We start from the raw sequence: 22,532 nt of genomic DNA, 5'->3' as shown, positions 1-22,532 counted from the left end.
GAGCGGTGACGTTCCTGTCCCTCCTGACCGGCGCCCTGCTGATCCTCACGGCCCCTGCCGCCCAGGCCACCGGGTACCGCTACTGGTCCTTCTGGGACCGCACGGGCACGGCCTGGACGTACGCCACGCAGGGCCCGTCCACCGCGGTCCCCTCCGACGGTGACGTCCAGGGCTTCCGCTTCGCGGTGAGCGAGGACTCGGGGGACGCGACGAAGCCGCGCGGCGAGGCGTCGTTCGCGAAGATCTGCGGGAGCACGCCGTCGAAGGCGAACCGCAAGCGCGTGGCCCTGGTCCTCGACTTCGGCACCGCCTCGGACGCGCCGTCCGGCGAGCGACCGCCGCCCGTGCGCACCGCGTGCGCGTCGGTCCCCGGCGACGCCACCACGGCGGAAGCCCTGGCGATGGTCGCGAAGCCCCTCCGCTACGACACGAACGCCCTGCTGTGCGCCATCGCGGGCTACCCGGAGACGGGGTGCGGGGAGCAGGTGGCGGGGAAGGGGACGGGTTCGAAGGAGGCCGGTTCGGAGGAGACGGGTTCGCAGCAGCCCGGCGCCAAGGACGGCGGCTCGGACAGCGGTTCGGACGGCGGAGGCCCGTCCGTGGGCCTGTTCGCGGGCGTGGCGGCCGTCGCGGCGCTGGGCGCGGCAGCGGTGTGGCAGACGCGACGGCGCCGAAATGCGCAGTCGTAGCACTCCGAGTGGGCCGGCGGGCACCCCCTTGCACCCCGGCGCCTGGTGGCTCTGGTCCCTGTCCCTCGGCACCGCGGCCACCCGCACCACCAACCCCCTGCTGCTCGCCCTCCTCATCGCCGTCTCCGCGTACGTGGTGGCGACCTGCCGCCACCCGACCCCCTGGTCCCGCTCCTACTCCGCCTTCGTCAGGCTCGCCCTCGCCGTCCTCCTCATCCGCCTCCTCTTCGCGATCACCCTCGGCTCCCCCGTCCCCGGCACCCACACCGTCGTCACCCTCCCCGAACTCCCGCTCCCCGACTGGGCCCAGGGCATCCGCCTCGGCGGCAGGGTGACCGCCGAATCGCTCGTCTTCGCGCTCTACGACGGCCTGAAGCTGGCCACGCTCCTCATCTGCGTGGGCGCGGCGAACGCCCTGGCCAACCCCCACCGTCTCCTCAAGTCCCTGCCCGGCGCCCTCTACGAACTCGGCGTGGCCGTGGTCGTGGCGCTCACCTTCGCGCCCCACCTGATCGCCGACGTCCAGCGCCTGCGCGCGGCCCGCCGTCTGCGGGGCCGCCCCGACTCCGGCGTCAGAGGCCTGTTCCAGGTCGGACTCCCGGTCCTGGAGGGGGCGTTGGAGCGATCGGTGGCCCTCGCCGCCTCGATGGACGCCCGCGGCTACGGCCGTACGGCACAGGTCCCGGACCGGGTCCGGCGTACGACCACCGCGCTCACCCTCGGCGGCCTGCTCGGCGTCTGCGCGGGAACGTACGGCCTCCTCACCGCCGAAGGCGGCACGTACGGCATGCCCGTCCTGCTGGCCGGACTCGCCGCCGCGCTCGCGGGCCTGCGTCTCGGCGGCCGCCGTACCCCGCGTACGCGGTACCGTCCGGACCGCTGGACCCCGCGTTCGGTGCTGGTCGCCGTCTCCGGAGCGGCCGTGGCGGCGGCGATGTTCGTCGCGGGCGCCGCCGATCCGGCGGCCCTGCACCCCGGTGTGGTCCCGCTGGTCGCGCCCACGCTCCCCCTCTGGCCCGGCGCGGCGATCCTCCTGGGCCTGCTGCCGGCCTTCCTGGCACCGGCCCCCGCCGTCCCCTCTGCCCGTTCCGCCCCTTCCCTCCGCGAGGAGCAGTCGTCGTGATCCGCTTCGAGGATGTCTCCGTGACGTACGACGGGGCGGCCGAACCCACCGTCCGGGGCGTCGACTTCGAGGTGCCCGAGGGTGAACTCGTGCTGCTCGTGGGCCCGTCGGGGGTCGGCAAGTCCACGATCCTGGGCGCGGTCAGCGGGTTGGTCCCGCACTTCACCGGCGGCACCCTGCGCGGCCGGGTCACGGTGGCCGGCCGCGACACCCGCACGCACAAGCCGCGCGAACTGGCCGACGTGGTGGGCACGGTGGGCCAGGACCCGCTGTCGCACTTCGTGACGGACACGGTGGAGGACGAACTCGCCTACGGCATGGAGTCGTTGGGCCTCTCCCCGACGGTGATGCGCCGCCGGGTGGAGGAGACCCTGGACCTCCTGGGCCTGGCGTCCCTGCGCGACCGCCCGCTGGCCACCCTCTCCGGCGGCCAGCAGCAGCGCGTGGCGATCGGCTCGGTCCTCACCCCGCACCCCCGCGCCCTGGTCCTCGACGAACCCACCTCGGCCCTGGACCCCGCGGCGGCGGAGGAGGTCCTGGCCGTCCTCCAACGCCTGGTCCACGACCTCAGCACGACGATCCTCATGGCCGAGCACCGCCTGGAACGAGTCATCCAGTACGCCGACCAGGTGGCCCTCCTCCCCGCCCCGGGCACACCCCCACTGCTGGGCACCCCGGCCGAGATGATGGCCGTGTCCCCGGTGTACCCCCCGGTGGTCGCCCTGGGCCGCCTGGCCGCCTGGACCCCGCTCCCCCTGACGGTCCGGGACGCGAGGCGCAGGGCGGGGGAACTCCGGGGACGGCTGGCGGCGGTGACACCACCGACGGCGCGGACGGCACCGGCGGTACCGACAGCACCGATCCTGCCGGTACCCGAACCCCCCGACGGACTGCCCGCGGCCGCCGACGGCGATCACGCCCCACAGGGGCCACTCGCACCCGACCGTGAAAGCGAAACGGGTGGTGCGGGTGGGAACGGCCAAAAGGCCCGCCGCAGGCGGCCTTTCCGCCGGCAACCCACCGCACCCACCCCCGACCACCTCGCCCGGACCGACGCCCTCTCCGTCCGCCGAGCCCGGATCCAGGCCCTCAACCACGTCACCCTCACCATCACCCCGGGCGAGACCATCGCCCTCATGGGCCGCAACGGCGCCGGAAAGTCCACCCTCCTCAACACCCTGGTGGGCCTCACCGAACCCACCACCGGCACGGTCGAGACAGGCGGCACGCCCCCGCACCGCACCACCCCCCAGCACCTCGTCAAGAGGGTCGGCCTGGTCCCCCAGGAACCCCGCGACCTCCTCTACGCGGACACCGTCGCCGCGGAATGCCGAGCCGCCGACAAGGACGCCACCGCGGAGCCCGGCACCTGCCGCGCCCTGGTCGACGACCTGCTCCCGGGCGTGACCGACGACACCCACCCCCGGGACCTCTCGGAGGGCCAGCGCCTGGCGCTCGCCCTGGCCGTGGTCCTGACCGCCCGCCCGCCCCTCCTGCTGCTGGACGAGCCGACCCGGGGCCTGGACTACGCGGCGAAGGCCCGCCTGGTCCACCTCCTCCAGGGTCTCGCGGCGAAGGGCCACGCGATCGTCCTGGCCACCCACGACGTGGAACTCGCGGCGGAACTGGCCCACCGGGTGATCCTCCTGGCCGAGGGAGAGGTGATCGCGGACGGCCCGGCGGCGGAGGTCATCACCTCCTCCCCCTCCTTCGCCCCGCAGGTCAGCAAGATCCTCGCCCCCCAGCCGTGGCTCACGGTCTCCCAGGTCGAGCAGGCCCTCGCATGACTGGAACAACCCACGCCGTACGCCTGGGCCCCCGCTCCCTCCTCACCCTGGCCCTCGTCAGCGCCGTGGGCGTGGTCGCGTTCGGCTGGCCCTTCCTCGCCCCGCCCACCTCCCAGGTCGGCACCCACACCCAGGACGCCCCCTGGCTCTTCGCCGGCATCCTCGTCCTGCTCGTCGCGGTGGTCGCGGCGGCGATCGCGGAGTCCGGCCTGGGCCCCAAGGCGGTGGCGATGCTCGGCGTGCTGGCCGCGACCGGCGCCGCGCTCAGGCCCATCGGCGCGGGCACCGCGGGGATCGAGCCGATGTTCTTCCTGATGGTGCTCAGCGGCCGGGTCCTCGGCCCGGGCTTCGGCTTCGTGCTCGGCAACGTCACGATGTTCGCGTCGGCGCTGCTCACCGGTGGGGTGGGCCCGTGGATGCCGTTCCAGATGCTGGCGATGGGCTGGTTCACGATGGGCGCGGGCCTGCTGCCGGTCCCCGGGGACGGGCGGGGCCGTACCGAGGTCAGGCTCCTCGCGGTCTACGGCTTCCTCGCCGCCTTCGCCTACGGCACCGCGATGAACCTGGCCGGCTGGCCCTTCATGGGCGCGCTCGCCTCGAACATCGCCTTCGACCCGGACGCCGGTGTCCCCGCCAATCTGGCCCGCTTCGTCGCGTACTGCCTCGCCACCTCCCTGGGCTGGGACCTGGGCCGTGCCCTGGTGACGGTCGTCCTCACCCTCACCCTCGGCCCGGTCGTGCTCAGGGCGCTACGCAGAGCGACCCGGCGGGCGGCCTTCGAGACCGCGGTCACATTCGAGCCTCGTTGACCGGTGAACCACCCCACATGACCCACATCACCCACTAGTCACCCTAGTAGTGCATAACGGACGCCATGTCCACGCCAATCATGACCCTGACCTGCACTTTGAGAGCCAGGTCACACGGCACCGGCCAACCCCAGATGCGACCATAACTAGTAAAAGGGGTCATTGCGGACACGCTGCGAGCCTGTTTCTCTGGACGACGTCGCACGGCGCCGACAAGCCCACGGGCCTCGGCGCCGACGCATGTCCCCCGGGACCGCGAGCGACAGCACTGTCCCCGACGAAAAGGTTCCTCGTGTCCGTCTCCCGCATCGCCCGCCGCATCTCCTCCCCCAAGAAGGCCATCACCACCGTCGCGATGGCCGCCGCCACCGCCGGCCTGGTCCTGACCGCGGCGCCGGCCCAGGCGGCCACCACCACCTCGTCCGCCTCCGCCAAGGCCATCGCGCACAAGATGATCCCGAACGCCGCCCAGTACGCCGCGTTCAGCAAGATCGTCGAGCACGAGAGCGGCTGGGACGTCGACGCCACGAACTCCTCCTCCGGCGCCTACGGCCTGGTCCAGGCCCTGCCGGGCTCCAAGATGGCCTCCGCCGGCTCCGACTGGAAGACCAGCGCCGCGACCCAGATCGAGTGGGGCCTCGACTACATGAACTCCCGCTACGGCAGCCCGACCGGCGCCTGGGCCTTCTGGCAGGCCAACGGCTGGTACTGAGCCGCCGCGCGAATCACCGCCGTACGCGGTACCGATCACCGCCCTACGCCGACGCACCTCACCGCCGTACGCCGTCGAAGAACCGCACCACCTGCGGGGCCGACACCACCAGCGAACCGAAGTGGTCCACGGCTCCCTGATCGACCACCCGCACCCTCGCCCCCTGACCTGCGAGGGTGCGGGCGCAGGTGCGGGTGTTGCCGAGGGGCACGTCGGTGTCGCCCGCGCCGGCGTACAGCCGCACCGGCACGTCCGGCTTCCAGGCGCAGGTGCGGTCGGCGGCGCGCAGCGCGTCCAGCACGGCTCCGGACGGGTGCCGCAGACGGTCGTAGAACGCGGGGGTGAGCAGTTGCCGCACCGAGGGCGCGAGCTGCCTGATGACGTCCTCCTGCTCGTGGCCGCCGTCGAAGAGGCCCTCCACCCGGCTCGCGTAGGGCGCGCGGAAGACCTCGGACGGGTCCTGGTAGATCGGGTGCAGTCGGTTCTGCGCGACCAGCCAGTACGAGATGTAGAGGACCCCGCTGACGTCGTTGACCCGGCCGTCGAACAGCGCGGGCGTCTCCTGGCCCACCAGGTCGTACGGGCCGCTGACCGGCGCGAGGGCCCGCAGCCGGAAGTGCCGGTCGGCGCCCGCGTCGAGCGCCTTGCCGAGCGCCATCGCGACCTGGCCGCCCTGTGAGAAGCCCGTCGCGTACAGGTCGCCGGTGAGCGGGCGGCCGAGCCGGTCCGCGGCCGTCCGCGCCGCGCGCAGCATGTCGAGCGAGGCGGTCACCGACGAGGCGGTGTCCATATAGGGGTGGAGCCCCGGGCCCTCGCCGAGGCCGAGGTAGTCGGGGGCGGCCACGGCACGTCCCGCGCTCGCATGGAGATACGACGGTATCCGCCCGAAGTCCTCGCTCGCCGAGGGCGCGTAGTCGCGGTCGACCATCGTGCCGTGGGTGTCGGAGACCAGGTCGAGGCGGTGGGCGCCGCCCTTGGGGAGCGTCAGCAGGCCGGTCGCGGTGGTGGGGCCGCCGTACAGGTCGACGGTCCGGTACGTCAGCCGGTACGCCCGTACGCCGTACCGCACCGGGTCCGCGGCGACGTCCCGCCCGCTCAGGAACGACCTGACCTGCCCGGCGCTCCGGTCGGCGACCGGGGTGACGGAGACCAGGTCGCCGCGTCGCGGCTGCCAGGTCTGCTCAGCGGCGGCCACCGGGGTCACGGCGAGTGCGGTCAGCCCGGCGAGCACCAGGGCCGCCGCTCCGGCGAGCCCCCTGCGCGTCCGCCAACTCGCCCGTTTCTCATGGGATTTGCGCGTCTCATCACTCATGTCCTCGACGCTAAGGACGCGCGGGTCGTGCCGACATCCGAGAGTCCCCCGCATCCGTGGTGGACTTGAGTGCACCCCGTCCGTCCGGCCGCCCGGAGACTCGATGAGCGAACAGAGCAGCGCCGACACGAAGGCAGCCGACGACCGCGAGGGGCGCGGACTGCGCCTGGTGGCCGTGCTGTTGGGGCTGACTGTGGTCAGCGGACTGATCGACGCGGTCAGCTATCTCGGCCTGGAGCACGTCTTCACCGCGAACATGACCGGGAACGTGGTCGTGCTCGGCTTCGCCGCCGCCGGCGCCCCCGGCTTCTCGGTGGCGCACACCCTGACCTCGCTGGCGTCCTTCGTGGTGGGCGCGGTCGCGGGCGGGCGGGTCGCCGTACGGCTCGGCGGGGGTTCCCGCCGCACCTGGGCCCGGCTCACGCTCGCCGCCGAGGCGCTGCTGCTGGGCGCCTCGGCGGTGGTCGCGTTCGCCGCGCCCGGTGCCACGGTCACCGTGTACACCCTGATCGCGGTCACCGCCTTCGCGATGGGCCTGCGCAACGCCACGGTCCGCAGGCTCGGCGTCCCTGACCTGACGACGACCGTGCTGACCATGACGCTGACCGGCCTCGCCGCCGACTCCAGGGCGGGCGGCGGCCCCGGCACCCGTTCCCCGCGCCGTACGGCGTCCGTGATCGCGATGGTCGCCGGGGCCGCGCTGGGCGCGTGGCTGGTGCTCCATCACGGTCTCGGGATTCCGCTGGCCGTCGCGGCGGGGTTGGTGGCGGTGCTGGCGGTGGTCGCCTCGGGGCGCGAGTGAGTCCTGCCTTCGGGTGACCGCCTCCGGTAACTACTGGCGGTGACTACCGGCGGTGGCTCCTCGCAGCAACTACTGGCGGTGGCTCCTCGCGGCGACTACTGGCGGCGGCTACTTGGCGAGGAACGCCAGCAGCGCCGCGTTGACCTCCTCCGCGTGGGTCCACAGCAGCCCGTGCGGGGCGCCCTCGATCTCGACGTACTCGGCGGAGGGCAGCAGCGTGCGGAAGGGGCGCCCGGTGGCGTCGATCGGCAGGATGCGGTCGCCGGTGCCGTGCACGATGAGCGACGGTACGTCGACCTTGGCGACGTCGGCCCGGAAGTCGGTGATCCAGGTCGGCACGCAGGCCACGGAGGCGTGCGCGGAGGAGCCGGCGGCCACGTTCCAGCTGTTGCGCAGGGCCTCCTCGCTGATCCGGCTGCCCAGCGTCTCGTCCAGGTTGTAGAAGTCCTGGTAGAAGGCGCTGAAGTAGGCGTACCGGTCCTTGGTGACCGCGGCCAGGATGCCGTCGAAGACGGACTGGTCGACGCCGGTCGGGTTGTCGTCGGTCTTCAGCAGGAAGGGTTCGAGCGAGGCCAGGAAGACGGCCTTGGCGACCCGCCCCGAGCCGTAGGTGCCCAGGTAGCGGCCCACCTCGCCGGTACCCATCGAGAAGCCGACGAGGACCGCGTCGGTCAGGTCCAGCTCCTCGATCACCTTGTCGAGGTCGGCGGCGAAGGTGTCGTAGTCGTAGCCCGTGGTCGGCTGCGAGGAGCGGCCGAAGCCGCGCCGGTCGTAGGTGACGACCCGGTGGCCGGCCTCCAGCAGGGCCGGGACCTGGCGCTCCCAGGAGTGGCCGTCGAGCGGGTAGCCGTGGATCAGGACGACGGGCTGTCCGGTGCCGTGGTCCTCGTAGTAGAGCTCGATCGGCGCGGAGTTCTCTTCGCCAACGGTGATGTACGGCATGTCGGTTCTTCCTCCATGGGTCGGACTTGGGTCGGACTTGGGCCGGACTTGGGTCGGAGACTCCAGCACACCAGCGGGGAGCGGTTGCCGCCAGGCAGAAGTGCAGGCGGAAGTATCGAGCGGCCGACGCTTGTTCTCATTGTCGTGATGACCAGTCGAACCCCCTGCCCCACCACCCCCTTCGGTGTCACCCTCCGCTCCCTGCGCCGGGCCGCCCGCCTGACCCTGGAGGAGCTGTCCGTGGCGTCCGGGGTCAGTGTCCGCGCGCTCGGCGACATGGAGCGTGGCCGCAGCCGTGGCCCGCAGCGCCGTACGGTCGACGCGCTCGCCGCCGCTCTCCGGCTCAACGCAGAGCAGCGCGAGCGCCTCCAGCGGCTGGCCGACGCCGGCCGGGAGCGGGGTGGGGCGCAGCGGGACGGGGCGCCGCCCTCGCCGTATCTCCTGCGGACCGTCCCGGACTTCACCGGCCGGGAGCAGGAACTGGCGGAGCTGGAGGCGCTCGCCACCGGCAGCCGTACCCGGGCGGTGGTGCTGTTCGGGCCGGGCGGACAGGGCAAGACGACCCTGGCGGCGGAGGCGGTACGGCGGCTCGCGGGAGCCTTCCCCGACGGCTGTGTCTGCGTCCAGCTGCACGGCATGAGCGACTCGCCAGTGCCGGCCGCCGAGGCGCTGGTCCTGCTGCTCACCGCGCTCGGCCATCCGCCGGACCGGATCCCGGTCGACCCGGTCGCCCGCGAGGCCGTGTACCGGGCCACGCTCGCCACCCGCCGCGCCCTGGTCGTCCTGGACGACGCGGCGGACGAGACCCTGACCCGGCCGCTGCTGCCGGACGCCGAGGGCAGCCTGGTCCTGGTCACCAGCAGACGCCCGCTGGCCGGCCTCGAAGGCGTACGGCGGATCAGGCTCGGCGGGCTCAGCGGCGGGGAGTCGGCGCGGCTCCTGGAGCGCATCCTCGGCGCCCCGCGCACCGACGGCCAGTCCGCGGCGATCACCCGGCTGACCGAACTGTGCGGCCATCTCCCGCTGGCCCTGCGGATCGTGGGCAACCGCCTCTCCAGCCGCCCGAGTTGGACCCCGGCCCGCCTTGTGGGCCAACTGGCCGACGAGGAGCGCCGCTTGAGCGGCCTGGTCGCGGGTGATCTGGCGGTCCGCAGCGCCCTGGCCCTCTCCTACGGCCAACTCACCGACTCGCACCGCCTGTTGCTGCGCCGCCTCCCCCTGCTGCCGGGCCACGACACCGGCCCGGACCTCGCCGCGGTACTGACGGACGCCGACCCGCTCACCACCGAGGACTCCCTCGATCTCCTGGTCGACCGGGGCCTGTTGGAGGAGACGGCGGCGGGTCGGTACGCCTTGCACGATCTCGTACGGCTCTTCGCGCGCGAGCGCCTTGAGGCGGAGGAGCCGGGGACGGCGGCCGGGGCCGACGTCGGGGAGGTCCAACTACGCATGGCGGACTGGCTGTTGCGGTCGGCGTCCGCGGCAGGCCGTCTCTTCGAGGCGCCCGGCGCTCCTCAGCCGTGGCCGGGCGAACCCGACGCCTTCACCCCCGGCTCCACCGAGGAGGCCGAGGAGTGGCTCACCGCCGAGCGCGCGAACTGGGCGGGCGCACTGCCGGTGCTGTTCGCGGCGGACCGGCACGAGGAGATCCTGCACACCGCGCGCACCCTGTACTGGTTCTCCGACCGCTGGAACCAGTGGCCCGAGTGGCGCACCCTCTTCTCGCACGGCGCCCGGTCCGCGGCGGCCCTCGGGGACCGGACCGCCGAGGCCGAACAGCTCAACTGCCTGGCCTGGGCCCACTCGGTCGGCGCCTACGAGTACGACCACGCCGAGGAACTGGCCCGCCAGGCCCTGAAGTTGGCGACCGAGACCGGCGACCCGGGCCAGCAGGCGTGGTCGTGGTCGTACATCAGCGGAGCCTGCATGAGCCGACGGCAGCCGGAAGCCGCGGCGGAGGCGGCGACCCGGGCGGCCCGGCTCTTCGAGTCGATCGACGACACCGCGGGCAGGGCGGTCGCCCAACGGGTCCTCGGCAAGGCACTCCGCGAGTCCGGCCGCGCGGAGGAGGCGCTGAGCCTGCACCGGGCCCTGCTCGACCTCCACGCCGGAGACGTACCCGGCCTCAACGAGCTCGTCCAGGTCCTCCTCCGCCACGAGATAGCGAACGACCTACTGGCCCTGAACCGCTGGCCGGAGGCGATCGCCACCTACCGAACCGTCACCACCCCCCTCGCCCGCGCCCACCTCGACCGCCTCCACGCCCAGACCCTCACGGGCCTCGCGACGGCCCTGAAGAACTCCGGCGAACTCACCGAGGCGCACACCCACTTCACCCGGGCACACGAACTGTTCCTGGCCGTGGGCGACTTGGCAGCGGCGACGGAGACGAGGACAGCGATCGAACATCTCGACCGATGACTGCCACATTCTCTGACCTCACACAGCCTCACCGGATCGCATCTCGTCAAAGACAGGGAGCCATGGCTCAAGACCTTGAAGCGCCCGGAGAGCCTTCTCCACGAGAGCCGGCGAGAAGGACTTCTGCCTCTTGAGGTGAACGGCCTCCTCATCGGTCAGTTGACCACCGATGGTCCCGTCGATGTGCTGCTCGTAGAAGGGGCCACCCGGCTCGAATTGGGTCTTGTACACCGGAATGGGCGACTCCACGGCCGGCGCCCACTTTCCCAGCACCGGCCAGTTACCGTTCTTGATGAAAAGATCCATCGTTTCAACGGTAAAAACTGGCCGAGAAACCGAAAGCCGCTCCAGGTCGACACTGTCGACCGTCTCCGAACGCTCCGGATACACGGCCACCAGGATATTTCCCCCGCGCATTTTCAGGACAACACGCCCTGCGGCCGGCATCCCGTCCGCTACAGGGATGGAAAAGACGTCACCTTGTCGATACTTCACGGGCACGAGACGGTACCTCCAGCTGCTCTGTAGCGAGCATCACTCATCTGAACGCGCTTGTTCTCCAGGATGTACTTTCCACCACCGGCGCGCATCCAGCTCTCTTCCAGTACATCCAAGTCAGTTCCTGGCTTTGCCCGGCCAAGTACTTCAAAAGTGTACGCAGAGCCAGGATTGCTCTTGGCATGCTCGGCCTGTCTCTTCAGATAGCGTTTCCAACTCTTCGCCTGGCCGACGTACTCCAGTCCGGTGGTCAAATCCGTACGAAGGTAGACGACACCGGGCGGCGGAGTGGGCGTGGCATTGTGAACCAGAACCGGCGCATCGCCTGCCAGCACATAGTACGTGTGGAAGTCGGCGACGGTGAGGTTGTGCACGATCGCAGACTCGGTCCAGCGACGCACCTCGGTGATGCGGACCACTTCCCCGCTGGGCGTGCGGAGTTCTTCGCCCTTGGACAGGTTCGTGGCATCCACCCAGGCCGCGATCTCCGGGACCCAGAACGGGTGGCCATCCGTCGCGGTGATGACAGAGGTGTGCTTCTTGCCGTCGGCCTCGGTGGCCAGGGTGATCCTGACCAGCTTCTTCAATCCCTTGCCGAGGATCTCAGCGGTGACTGTCTTGACAGTCGTGCGGCCGGTCTTCGGGTCGGTGGCGAGGACCTTGTCGCCGGTCCTGACATCCTCGATGGGTCTGGTCGTGCCATCCGCCATCAGGACTTGAGTACCGGGAACGAAGCTGTTGCAGGATCTCGCCCCGACCCCGCCGGTCAGAAGGCCGAGAACCGCCGAGTTGAAGGCGTCCCGGATCCTGCCGCCGCGGGCGACCTCCTCGGCCTTCTCGCTGCATTCGTCCGCGTTGTAGACGCAGTAGGTGGCCGCGATCTCCTTGGCGACCCCGGCGTCGGCGACCTCACCTCGTTTGTCCTTGCCCAGGATGTAGAGGTATGCCTGGCGGCAGCCTTCTCGGCCGTAACATGCCTGACCCGCCCCCGAGTTCTCGTAGACGGGGTTGTCCCAGAAGTCGCCCGAGAATTCCCCGATCATGCTTCTGGAGAAGTAGTCCGACAACGTGTCGACGTCGTTCGTGACCGGGGTGTACGCGGCGACCCAGTGCTTCTTCGCCGCCTGGGAGCGCTTGTAGATGTTCCCGCGCCGGTAGTCCGTCGTACCGGTCTTCGCGTCGTAGCCGACTTCCTTCTGGGTGTGCTTGCTGCAGTTCGCCAGGGAGTACTGGCAGGAGTTGGGCCGTGAGCCGATCTCCGTGCCGGCCGGGTCGGAATAGGTCAGAGGGTTGTTGTCGGCGTAGCTGTAGCCGTGCATCTGCTGCGGATCGGCCGCGGTGAAGACCGGGTCGACCGATAGGAAACGTCCGGTCGCCGGGTCGTACTCACGCGCCCCGAGGTGGGTGAGACCCGTGGCGGTGTCCGCGGTGCCGCCGACGAAGCCCCTGGTGCCGGCCCAGGAGTTCGGCTCGGCGCCGCGCAGTCCGCCGAAGGGCAGGGTGCGGCGCTGGGTCAGTGCCTGGGTGTCGGCGTTGACGGACAGCTGGGCGGTGCCGTGATGGTCGGCCAGGTTGAAGGCGATGCTTCCGTTGTTGGACTGGACCGCCTGGTGGCCGCCGCCGAGGTCGAAATAGCGGGTGCCCTTCGCACTGGTGGCGCCCTTGGCGAGAGTGACCTCCGTCGAGCCCAGGTAGAGCGTGGTCTCCGTCGGGGTACGGCCGATCAGACGGTTGCCCTCGGCGTCGTACAGGTACTCGGTGACCTTGTCGCTGCCGCCCTCCACCGGCTGTGTGACCTTGGCGAGATGGCCCTCGGCATCCCAGTCGAGGGTCTGGGACGTGCCGTCGCCGAGCTGTCGGGTGTGGGTGTAGCCCGCCTTGTCGTAGCCGAAGCTGTCGGTGGACTTCACCGTCCCGGTGGTGGTGTCCACCGAAGTGAGCGTGTGCGGCCGGACCGCGCCCGGGTCCGGGTAGTGGTAGCTGCGCTCGGTGTCCGAGGCGCCGACGCCGGTGGCGTGCTGGGTCTCGGTGAGCCGGTTGCCCACCTTGTCGTAGGAGTAGGACGCCCAGTACGGGGCCGGGCCCCCCAGTACGGCGGTGCTGGGGGTGGTGGCGCAGACCTTGGACGGCTGGGCCCAGGCCTCGGTCAGCCTGCCGAGCCAGTCGTAGGTGAAGCACTGGTTGTCGGTGCCGGAGCGGGAGGTGTCCGAGACGGACAGGACGTTGCCCGCCTCGTCGTAGGAGTAGGTGTTCTCCTGGTCGGTTCCCGCGACGTCCTGGCGGCCCATCGTCGAGGTGGCGAGCCGCTGGGTGCCCCACTGGTACGTGTTGTTCTCGTAGGTGGTCTTCCCACCGTTCGCGTACATCTCGTACTGCAGCGGCTTGCCGACGTAGCTGTAGGCGGTGGTCGCGGTCAGGTTGAGGGGGCCGCTGACCTTGACGGGCCGCTGCGTCCGGTCCTCGTAGGTGTAGGCGACGGTGCCGGCGGCCAGGTCACCCGCCTTGGGGTAGCCGACGCTCCGCACCGTTCCCGAGGTGTTGTAGGCGGCCACCGACAGATACGCGCCCTCCAGCTTGCCCTCACTGGCCGGGATGGTCACCTGGGTACGCAACGGCCGGTACAGCCGGTCGTACGACACGACACTCGACGTGTACTCCTGGCCCCCGCTGTAGCGGGTGCTGGACGCGAGGTGGCCCTTGGCTCCGCTGACGGTGTCGTAGACCCACTTGGCGCGCAGCGGGCCGGTGGCCGAGCCGTCTCTGAGTTCGGTCTTGCGGCCCAGTCCGTCGTAGGTGTAGGCGAGGACGGTGTCCCGGGCGTCCTTGGTGCTGGTCAGCTGGGAGCGGTCGTCGTAGTCGCTGTGGGTGGCTCCCTTGTCCGGGTCGGTGGTGTCGGTGAGCCGCCCCATGAGGTCGTACGTCCAGGTCCAGGCGTTGCCGACCGGATCGGTGACCTTGGTGAGTTCACCGCGGGGGCTGTAGCCGTAGGTGGTGGTGTCGTAGGCGGCCTCGGGGGCGCGGGTGTGCAGCAGACGCAGTTCGCTGGTGTTGCCGCGGGCGTCGGTGACGGTGGTCCGGGCGGTGCCGCCCACCGGCGGGATGACCGTGGTGCGGTCGCCGCCGTGGATCGTCCTCGTGATACCCAGGACAGTGCCGCCGTCGCCGTTTCCGGCGATCTGCCGGACCTCGGTCTCGCGGCCCAGGCCGTCGTAGGTGTGCCGGGTCTGGGTTTCCACGCTCAGTGCGTTCTCAGGCTTCAGGAGCGTGGTCGAGGGTGCCGTGTCCTTGGTGAAGTAGGTGGCGAACTCCTTGCTGACCAGGCCACGTTCGTCGTAGAAGGTGTCGGCCAGCAGGGTTCCGCCCTCGGGACCGGGGGCCTGGGTCTGGCGGGGGCGCAGGAAACCGTCGTAGAAGGCGTACGAGGTGTCCTGGGTGTCCGAGTTCCCGATCGTCTTGGTGGAGACGACGACCGGCTGATCGTCGGTGATGGTGTAGCCGAACTCGTAGCTGGGGGTCTGGCCGGTGAGGCGGTCGGCCAGCCACACCTTGGTGGTGCGTCCCAGTGCGTCGTACGCGTAGTTCGTGGCCTTGCCGTTGGTGTCGGTCTCGGTGAGCGGCAGTCCTCGCAGGGTCTCGTAGGCGGTGGTCGACGTCTGCGCGGTCGTGCTCGTCCCGGGCGTGGCGGGTGGTGTGGTCACCGTGCTGCCGGCCGGGAAGCCCGTGGTCGGGTTGTACGCGGTGGTGGTGGCCCGTCCGTCGGTGCGGACCGCCCTGGTGACCGCGCCCGCGGAGGTGGCCGTGACGTCGGCGGTCAGATCGGTGGTGATCAGCGCCCGGCCGTAGCCGTCGTAGGTGGACGAACTCTCCAGGTACACCGCGCTGGTGCCGCTGTAGGTCTTGAGCTTCGCGGTCCTGGTGACATCGCCCTTCGTGGCCGCGGCCCCGTAGGCCCCGCCGTCGTAGGCGGTACGGACGTCGGACACGACGTCGTCCGGCCGGCTGGTGGTGGCGTCGCACGCCTTGGCGACGGTCTCGACCCGAGCCGGAGCACCCTGCGGGACGCTGCCGGAAACGTAGGTGGTGCGGGTGCACCGGTCGTCGGCCGCGGTGCCGGTGTCACCCAGGTCGTTGGTCTGGGTGACCAGGCCGGTGGTGGTGTCGTGGGTGTCGGCCGTCGAGGTGGTACGCCATTTGCTGCCCGCTCCGTCGTCCAGCGAGGTCCAGGACTTGCTGGAGGCGTTGCCGGTGAGGTTGGCGGTGACGGTGCCCCAGTCGCGGACCTTCTTCGCGGTCTGCTGGTACCAGGGCCGGTTCACGGTCTTGGCCAGTACCTTGCCGTCCGGGGCGGAGTAGGTGACCGTCTTGTAGGCGAAGCCGGACTGCGACTCGTGGTCGGTGATCGCTTCGCCCTCGCCGGAGTCGAGGGTGACGGACACGCTCTTGGTTCCGCCGGAGGAGTTCTTGCGGTCGCCGTCCATGCCGCGCAGGAAGTACGTGTCCTCCTGCGACTTCATCGCCGAGGCGCCGCCCTGGCCGCCGGTGCGCACCCGGACATGGCCGTAACCGCGCCACTGCGACCAGGTCTTGGACTTCTCCTTGGTCATCCCGTCGTCATCGTCGTAGTGCCAGGCGGCTCCGTCGAGGTAGTCGTACCTGGTGACCTGGTCGGGCGAGCCTCCGGTGCGGTCGGTCTCGGTGACCGTGGCGACCACGTACTTGTTGAACCACTGAAGGTCCGGGTCGGCGCTGGTGCTGCCGCCGATGTACTGCGGGAAACAGCGGGTCTTGTTGGTCTCGGGGGTGGGCAGCGCGGCGAAGTCGCACTCCGAGGCCGAGTAGCCGACGTCGATCTGGCCGCCGGACTCGTCGGCGACCCCGGACAGCCGGGACTTGATGAACGGGGCGTAGCCGTCGCCGGTCTTGTCGAGCCGGTTGGCCAACTGTGTGTAGCCGAAGGTGACCTTCGGCAGGGTGATCGAGGTGCCACCGGTGCCGTAGCCGGTGCGCTGGACGGAGTCCAGCAGCAGCTGGTAGTCGGTGTCGGCCATGCCCCAGCGGTGAGCGAGCTTCCAGCCGTCGACGTTGCTGTAGGAACCGGACACCAGCACCTGGGTGGCGACGGAGGTGAGCCGGTTGCGGGTGAAGAACGCCGGGGAGAAACGGCCGTTGTCGCAGTCGGTGCCCGCCGCGCAGTTCAGGTCCCACGGAGTGTCGTACCAGTACTGGGCGTCCGTGGAGATGGACGAACAGGTGGTCGCGCTGTCGGGGAGGCACCGCTCGCTGTTGGTGAAGTCGACCTTGGCCAGTGCCTTCGCCGAGTACACGGCGTTGGACTTGAGCCCGTACTCGATCCGGTCCAGGGTGCCGCCGCGTACGTACGGCGTGTCGTCGGCGGCGGTCAGGTTCCGGCCGTAGGAGTTGGTCTCCTTGTCGTAGTAGTACGCGACCGCGTTGCCGTGCGGGTCCACGACGTAGTCCAGGTTCCAGCGCCAGCCCTGCTGGCACCAGGAGGCCGCGAAGGTCGAGGCGTTGCACTGCTCGCCGGAGTCGTCGCCGAAGACCGGCACCGTCCAGGCCGAGTCGGTGGTCTCGTTGCCGCTCGCCCAGCCCGGCAGCCGGTTGTAGCCGAAGTAGTACTGGGTGCCGTCGGGGGTGGTCACCCGCCAGTACTCGTCGTTGCGCGCGCCGTTGGAGCGCACGTCGGAGGAACTGCCGTAGATCCGGTCGACCTTCGTGCCGTCGTCGTTCTGCAGCTTGAAGGAGTTGGTGCCGTCGGGCACCAGTTCCCCGCCCGAACCGTTCAGCGACAGCGTGGCGTTGTCGTACGCCCAGCACAGATCAGCCGGCTCTTTGCCGTCGGCGTTGGTGACGTCGTCGTCGGCACAGCTCTTGTACTTGCGCTCGATGAAGCCCGGCGCCAGGTCGAAGCCGTCGCCGACCCAGGAGGACTGGTTGTTGGTGTCGCCGGTGCGACCGTCGACACCGCCGGAGGAGTACGACAGCCCCACCTGCGGGGTCAGCCCGCCGGGCACCTGAGGCACCGGCATGGCGTACGACCACGCGAACGAACCGCTGCTCAGGTCCGTGTTCCAGGTCGACGAGGCGGTCAGGGAGGTGGCCTTGTAGTCACCCTTGTCGCTGCTCGCCGCGGCGGTCGCCGCCAGCACGGTCGCCGAACTCGCGCTCAGGGGAACCGAGTTCGCGGTCAGCGTCTGCCGTTCGGTGTCGTTGACGGTCTTCACCGGGGTGGCCGTACGGCACTGCTTCTTCTGCGGGGTCGTCAGCGCGCACTCCGGGAGACTGACCAGGGTCAGCCGGGAGGCGTAGCCGCCGCCGTACAGGCCTGCGAACGAGGAGTAGTCCAGTCCGGCACGCAGTTTCGATGGCCGCTGGGCGGTGTCCTCGCGGGGGCTCAGCGTGAAGACCGGTCCGTCCACACCCGTCCTGCGCGAGGCCTCGCGCGACAGCGTGCGCACGGTGTAGGTCGTGGTGTCCCGCTCGGCGGCCAGGGTCAGCGGCGATCCCTTTACCCTGGCTGCTTTCTGATGGAGCGTCACCTTCGTCTCGGCTGCCTTCGGCCAGTCCGTGGCCGGTGCCTCGGCGGGCGTCCGGGGGCCCTTGGTGACCTTGCGGGGAACCACCTTGCCCACCGGGACGCTGGGGACGGGCGACTCGGCCTGCGGCACGGCGGGCATCCGCCAGCCCTCGGCGACGGCGGGCGCCCCCGCCGTCTGGAGGAGCGTCGCGGTCAGGAGGGCGGCCGTGGTGACGGCGACCGTGCGCCACGGCCGGATCGCTCTGGAGCGGGATCTGGTCTTCATGTGCGTTCGTCTTCCTCCCGTTGAGTGCTCCGCGGCAGCGGGGAACCGCGCCTCGCGCGGTGAAGTGAGCGGGCCGGGGACGGGCCTGACCGTCCCCGGCTGCCGTGCCGGTCAGTCGCCGCTGGGGACCGAGGTCTCCACACCGGGCATGCCTGCGGAGAGGTGTGCGATCTGTGTCTCGGTCAGCGCGCCCTGGAACACCCAGACGTCGGAGAGCGCACCGGGGAAGTACCGGCCGGGCGTGGACCCGACGGTGTCCCGGCCCAGCTGCAGGGTCTTGGTGGCCTTGTACATCAGCACGTCGTCGGACCACGAGACGGTCTCGGCGCAGCTCGCGTCGTCCTGCGTCCCGTCCTCGTCGGTGTCGGCGCAGGCCGTCTCCTGGAGCTGGCCGTTGACGTAGAGGCTGATCCCCTTGGAGAAGCCGTCGTAGACGAGCGCCAGGTGGTTCCACTCGGTAGGGCCGAAGAACAGCCCGTTTCCGATGTCGGAGACCGTGGCGCCGGCGCTGTCGGTGTCGGCCGTGGCGATCCGCCAGCGGCCCGGATCGGCGGCCGGGTCGGCACTGGGTTCGTAGCGCACCGCGAACGCGCTCTTCGCTGCCCCGGGTGCGCTGATGACGGTGACAGGACCGGTCGGGACAGCCGCCGTCTGGACGAAGGCACTGACGGTAAAGCTGGCGCTGGTGTCGACCGGTACGACGGGAGCGGCGGCGTAGGCGTCGACGCCGTCGAGGACGACGGCACCGTCGATGGAACCGTCCACCAGGCCGGAGCCCGCGGCGGCGCCGTTGTAGAGGGTCATGGCGTTGCCCGAGGCCGAGGCGTCGGGTGAGGTCAGCGGGGAGCCGCTCGCCGTCTCGAACTTCCACCGGCCCTTGACCACCGCGCGCTGTTTGAACAGCTGCTGCACCTCGCCCGCGGACACCGGCCGGTCGAAGAGCCGTACGTCGTCGATCTGTCCGGGGAAGAACGAGGTGGCCACGCCCTGGAACGCGCTGGCGCCGATCTGCACCGCTCCCCCGGCGTACCAGGTGGAGGGCAGGGCGACGGTGCCGGCCAGGCTCCCGTTCACATACAGCGCGAGCGTGTCCGCCACGGTGTCCTGCACGCCGACCAGGTGTGTCCACTCACCACCGTAGGCGGTGGTGCCGGTGGGCTGCATGGCGCGCACCACCGTGGAGTCGGCGGTGTCGGCACTGTGCTGGTTGAACACCCAGCGGTCGTAGCTGTTGGAGTAGTACAGCTCCGGCCCGGTCACCGTGGTGCCGATCTGTGAGGCGACGGTCGCCGCGTGGGCCGGTTTCGTCTTCGGCAGCTTGACCCAGGCCGAGACGGCGAAACTGTAGGAGGTGTTGATGTGCGGGCCGCCGGTGGTGGCGTAGTCGTCGGTGCCGTCCAGGGTGAGCGCGTTGCCGTCGATCCCGGCCGAGCCGGTGGCGGCGCCGCCCTTGAGGACCGCGGGGTTCACATCGGCCCGGCCGCTCAGCGCGGTCGCGTCGGCGGCGTCGTCCATGGAGAAGACCGCGCGGGCCGGGCGGCCGCCACCGATGGTGTTGGAACCGTAGAGGGTGGAGACCTCGGTCGCCGACAGCGGCTTCTCGAAGGTCTTCACCTCGTCGACGGCGCCGGGGAAGAGCGAGGTGGGCACAGCCGCCCCGTCCAGGAAGCTGCCGCCGATCGTCATGCCACGCCGTGCGTTCCACGCCGTGCTGTACGCCGTGGTCCCGGCCAGCGCGCCGTTGACGTACAGCTTCAGCAGCTTCTCACCGGCGGCGTAGATGCCGACCAGATGCGTCCACTCCCCGGCCTTGACCCCGCCGGCGGCGGCCTGCATGGCTCGGACCGGGGTGGCGTCCGTGCTGTCGGAGCTGTACTGGTTGAACACCCAGCGGTCGTAGCCCTTGGAGTAGTACAGCTCGAATCCCGGGGCATGGTTGCCGCGTTGGGAGACCGCGACCGCCGCTCCGGACGGCAGCGCGGAGAGTTTCACCCAGGCGGACACCGAGAAGCTGACGTCGGTGTTGATGGTGGCGAGATCGGTGGCGGCGTAGTCGTCGACGCCGTCGAACTGCACCGCCGTGCCGAACTTGCCCGCGGCATTGGGGACGGGGCCGTTGTGGAGGGTCGCGGTCTGCTCGGGTGCGCTGCCCGCGGCCTGGGTGGCACCCGCCGTCTCGTCCATGGACCAGGCGGCGCGTTCGCGCTGTCCGGCTTTGACGCGGAACTGGTAGGTGTGGATCTCGGAGGCGTTGCCGGCCGCGTCGAAGGACCGCGCCGTGAAGGTGTTCAGGCCCGGCTTGACCGGCAGGACCGGCACGGTTCTGGCAGCCCCGCCGGACGTGGTGACGGTGTTGGTGGAGACGGGGTCGTTGTTGAGGCCGAACCAGTACTTGGTGACGTCGGAGACAGCGCCGGTGATCACGAAGTCGCCGTACTGGCCGACTCCGTCGTACCAGGGGTCGTCAGGGTCCTCGGCGTTCTTCGCCGGATAGATGGCCGAGGAGATGGTGGGCGCCTTCGGTACATCCGTGTCGTACACGAAGTAGCAGGCGGTCGCGTCGCCCGCGTGGGACCACGGCGAGTACTGAGCGTCGTCGTAGGAACGGACGTACCAATTCACCGTCTTCTTCGCGGGAATGGAGGACGGCAGGCTGATCGCGAAGTCCGAGCCGGACTTCTTCGCCGTCGTCCGTCCCGACTTCCAGCGGGTGATCAAGCCCTTGCCGTCACCGGCGTCCCAGCTCGCCCAGAACTCCACCGACACCGAGTCGCCGTCCGGGTCGGTGACGTCATTCGCGTAGATCTTGCCCAGGGTGCGCACCCGTGCGGCGGAGGCGGGCTTCTTGCACGTGCCGCCGTACTCCATGGTCAGCTGAGACATCTTGATCTGCGGCGGCGGACGGTTGTACTCCACGCGCAGGTAGGCGTCGTCCGAGAACCGCTTCCACCCGTACCCGTCGGTCTCGCTCGACGCCTTCAGGCCGAAGGTCATCGTCGACCACTTCTTGTCCGCCGCCTGCTGCACCGCGGACTTCACGTCGAACTCCGCGTCCTTCGCGGCGCATCCGGTGTAGCCGTAGGCGAAGGACTCGGTCCGCAGATGGTCGATCCAGAAGCCGCTCGCGTTCTGCGAGTCCCAGGTCGTGGAGGAGGAGATGCCCTTGGTGCGCCACAGCTCCACGCTCCGCGCCGAGCAGGACGCCGACCAGGTGTTGCGGACGACGAACTCCGCCTGGATCACGCTGCGGCCCGCGAACTTCGAGGTCGGGATGCGGTAGAAGAGCCGCTTGGTGTCGTGCGGCGCGCAGTAGGACCAGTTGCAGTAGCCCATGCCCTGGTCCGAGTCGCCGTTGAACTTCCACTGCGGCGAGGACGCCCAGTACTTGGAGGCCATCGTCCAGGCCGTGGCCTTCGGGGAGTACCACTGGGGATCGATGAACACCGGGTACACCGTGTCCTCGCCGCGCAGCACATCGCTGTCGGGTGTGAGGACCAGGGCATTCTGCGCGGCAGGAACGTCGACGCCGACCGGGGCCATGTTGGCGGACTCGGAGGCTGCCGCCTCGGAGGAGTTCGCGCCGGCCTCGGTGCCCGCAGCCGCGACGGTCACCGCGGCGGAACTCCTGGCGGTGCTCTTGGCGGTGGCCGACCGCTCGGCGGTGCCCGTGGGTGTCCGGGTGCTGGAGTCCCACATCATGGGACGAGGCGCCTCGAAGACCGGGCTGCCCGCGCCCTCGTCGATCGCCGCCAGGCCGCCGTCGGCGGTCTCTTCCACCCGCATGCCGTCGGCATCCAGGTCGAGACGCAGTTCGCTCAGTTCCGTGCTCGCCGCGGCTTCGGCCGACTTGACGACCAGAAGCTGGGTGAAGCTGTCCTGTTGCGCCGTCATGCGCAGGTCGACCCCGGGGAGTACGTCCGGATAAGTGGCCGTGTCCCCGTTCAGCTCAGGAGACGGAAGCTGCCCGGGCCAGGACAGCGCGAGTGCACGGCCGCTCTTCGTCATCCGCACCAGCGGGGCGGACCCGCCGCCCGAGAACGCGAGGCCGACGGCCGTGACAGCGGGGGCCACCGTCCCGTCCGCTCTCCTGACCAGACTGGTGTCGATGTCCCGCCACTCGCCGTCCACCCTGGTCCGTACCGGACGCAGATGCTCCCGGGCCTCCAGCGTCCCCTCAGGCGTGGCGAACACCTCGCTGCTCTCGCCGCGCAGCGAGGTGATCTCGACAGGCTTGCCGGTGCGTTCGGCCTCCGCCAGCGCCTGGGCGTCCTCGCCCGTTCCAGCCCCTGCTCCGGCCCCCGCACCGGTCTCGGCCGCGCCGCCGAGCGCGTCGGCGGCGGTGGCGTCAGCGCCGGTGGCGTCGGCGGCCGGGTTGCCGGCTTTCGCCGTGGCCGCCTCTGCTGTGGCGCCGAATACTCCTGCGGCTAGCGCCATGACCGTGACGAGTGCGACGCCGACTCTTCGACGCCCTCGTCCGCCCCCGTACAGACTCATGCGAACTGCCCCCGTATGAAGATGAGTTGGACCACGGACGAACGTGTTCAGTCCGGCGATCGGATCGCAACGTAAGACATTCACAGCTTTCTTACTAGGGACTCACAGGTGTACGTAAGTTA

At 70.5% G+C, this 22,532-nt stretch carries 12 protein-coding genes; 7 read left to right on the top strand and 5 right to left on the bottom strand.

Features of this window, described 5'->3' with window-relative positions:
• Window positions 1-5 precede the first annotated feature (5 nt).
• From G3I78_RS26575 to G3I78_RS26555, 5 genes are all read left to right on the top strand, one after another.
• The gene (locus tag G3I78_RS26575; RefSeq protein WP_343243855.1) at window positions 6-689 is read left to right on the top strand and encodes an SCO2322 family protein; all 684 of its coding nucleotides are present in this window, start codon (window positions 6-8) and stop codon (window positions 687-689) included.
• The gene (locus G3I78_RS26570) at window positions 676-1,812 is read left to right on the top strand and encodes an energy-coupling factor transporter transmembrane component T (RefSeq protein WP_164428883.1); all 1,137 of its coding nucleotides are present in this window, start codon (window positions 676-678) and stop codon (window positions 1,810-1,812) included. Before G3I78_RS26575 ends, G3I78_RS26570 begins: the two co-directional genes overlap by 14 nt.
• Window positions 1,809-3,599 (top strand): ABC transporter ATP-binding protein, encoded by a 1,791-nt coding sequence (locus tag G3I78_RS26565; protein ID WP_164428881.1) that lies wholly within the window; start codon window positions 1,809-1,811, stop codon window positions 3,597-3,599. The genes G3I78_RS26570 and G3I78_RS26565 overlap by 4 nt, the downstream gene beginning before the upstream one ends.
• Window positions 3,596-4,408, top strand: a complete 813-nt coding sequence (locus G3I78_RS26560; RefSeq protein WP_164428879.1) for an ECF transporter S component — start codon at window positions 3,596-3,598, stop codon at window positions 4,406-4,408. The genes G3I78_RS26565 and G3I78_RS26560 overlap by 4 nt, the downstream gene beginning before the upstream one ends.
• Window positions 4,409-4,700: 292 nt before the next feature.
• On the top strand, window positions 4,701-5,120 hold the full coding sequence (locus G3I78_RS26555; protein WP_164428877.1) for a transglycosylase SLT domain-containing protein: 420 nt from the start codon (window positions 4,701-4,703) through the stop codon (window positions 5,118-5,120).
• A 58-nt stretch (window positions 5,121-5,178) separates the two neighbouring features.
• Here the strand turns inward: G3I78_RS26555 and G3I78_RS26550 are convergent, their stop codons facing one another.
• Complete coding sequence (locus tag G3I78_RS26550) at window positions 5,179-6,432, bottom strand: alpha/beta hydrolase (protein WP_164428875.1); 1,254 nt, start codon at window positions 6,430-6,432, stop codon at window positions 5,179-5,181.
• A 103-nt stretch (window positions 6,433-6,535) separates the two neighbouring features.
• Here G3I78_RS26550 and G3I78_RS26545 point away from each other — a divergent pair, with 103 nt between their 5' ends.
• Window positions 6,536-7,234, top strand: a complete 699-nt coding sequence (locus G3I78_RS26545; protein ID WP_164428874.1) for a YoaK family protein — start codon at window positions 6,536-6,538, stop codon at window positions 7,232-7,234.
• A 108-nt stretch (window positions 7,235-7,342) separates the two neighbouring features.
• Here the strand turns inward: G3I78_RS26545 and G3I78_RS26540 are convergent, their stop codons facing one another.
• A complete protein-coding gene (locus G3I78_RS26540) occupies window positions 7,343-8,176 on the bottom strand; it encodes an alpha/beta hydrolase (protein WP_164428873.1) in 834 nt (277 codons plus the stop codon).
• Between the two features lie 147 nt (window positions 8,177-8,323).
• Here G3I78_RS26540 and G3I78_RS26535 point away from each other — a divergent pair, with 147 nt between their 5' ends.
• Window positions 8,324-10,597: a helix-turn-helix domain-containing protein gene (locus G3I78_RS26535; RefSeq protein WP_164428872.1), complete on the top strand. Its 2,274-nt coding sequence runs from the start codon at window positions 8,324-8,326 to the stop codon at window positions 10,595-10,597.
• Between the two features lie 18 nt (window positions 10,598-10,615).
• On the opposite strand, the gene G3I78_RS26530 is transcribed toward G3I78_RS26535, so the two are convergent.
• From G3I78_RS26530 to G3I78_RS26520, 3 genes are all read right to left on the bottom strand, one after another.
• Window positions 10,616-11,092, bottom strand: a complete 477-nt coding sequence (locus G3I78_RS26530) for an Imm26 family immunity protein (RefSeq protein WP_164428871.1) — start codon at window positions 11,090-11,092, stop codon at window positions 10,616-10,618.
• Complete coding sequence (locus tag G3I78_RS26525; protein WP_164428870.1) at window positions 11,089-17,916, bottom strand: polymorphic toxin-type HINT domain-containing protein; 6,828 nt, start codon at window positions 17,914-17,916, stop codon at window positions 11,089-11,091. The genes G3I78_RS26530 and G3I78_RS26525 overlap by 4 nt, the downstream gene beginning before the upstream one ends.
• Window positions 17,917-18,027: 111 nt before the next feature.
• Window positions 18,028-22,350, bottom strand: a complete 4,323-nt coding sequence (locus G3I78_RS26520; RefSeq protein WP_164428869.1) for a LamG-like jellyroll fold domain-containing protein — start codon at window positions 22,348-22,350, stop codon at window positions 18,028-18,030.
• Between the last annotated feature and the right edge of the window lie 182 nt (window positions 22,351-22,532).

The organism is Streptomyces sp. SID13726 (assembly GCF_010548375.1).
Classification (GTDB): Bacteria; Actinomycetota; Actinomycetes; order Streptomycetales; family Streptomycetaceae; genus Streptomyces.
The sequence above is the reverse complement of the archived record's forward strand: the minus strand, read 5'-3'. Positions and strand labels throughout refer to the sequence as shown.

Coding starts and splice junctions, on each gene's coding strand:
- G3I78_RS26570 (WP_164428883.1), top strand. CDS start 676: ATGCGCAGTCGTAGCACTCCGAGTGGGCCGGCGGGCACCCCCTTGCAC.
- G3I78_RS26550 (WP_164428875.1), bottom strand. CDS start 6,432: ATGAGTGATGAGACGCGCAAATCCCATGAGAAACGGGCGAGTTGGCGG.
- G3I78_RS26525 (WP_164428870.1), bottom strand. CDS start 17,916: ATGAAGACCAGATCCCGCTCCAGAGCGATCCGGCCGTGGCGCACGGTC.
- G3I78_RS26540 (WP_164428873.1), bottom strand. CDS start 8,176: ATGCCGTACATCACCGTTGGCGAAGAGAACTCCGCGCCGATCGAGCTC.
- G3I78_RS26535 (WP_164428872.1), top strand. CDS start 8,324: ATGACCAGTCGAACCCCCTGCCCCACCACCCCCTTCGGTGTCACCCTC.
- G3I78_RS26545 (WP_164428874.1), top strand. CDS start 6,536: ATGAGCGAACAGAGCAGCGCCGACACGAAGGCAGCCGACGACCGCGAG.
- G3I78_RS26560 (WP_164428879.1), top strand. CDS start 3,596: ATGACTGGAACAACCCACGCCGTACGCCTGGGCCCCCGCTCCCTCCTC.
- G3I78_RS26520 (WP_164428869.1), bottom strand. CDS start 22,350: ATGGCGCTAGCCGCAGGAGTATTCGGCGCCACAGCAGAGGCGGCCACG.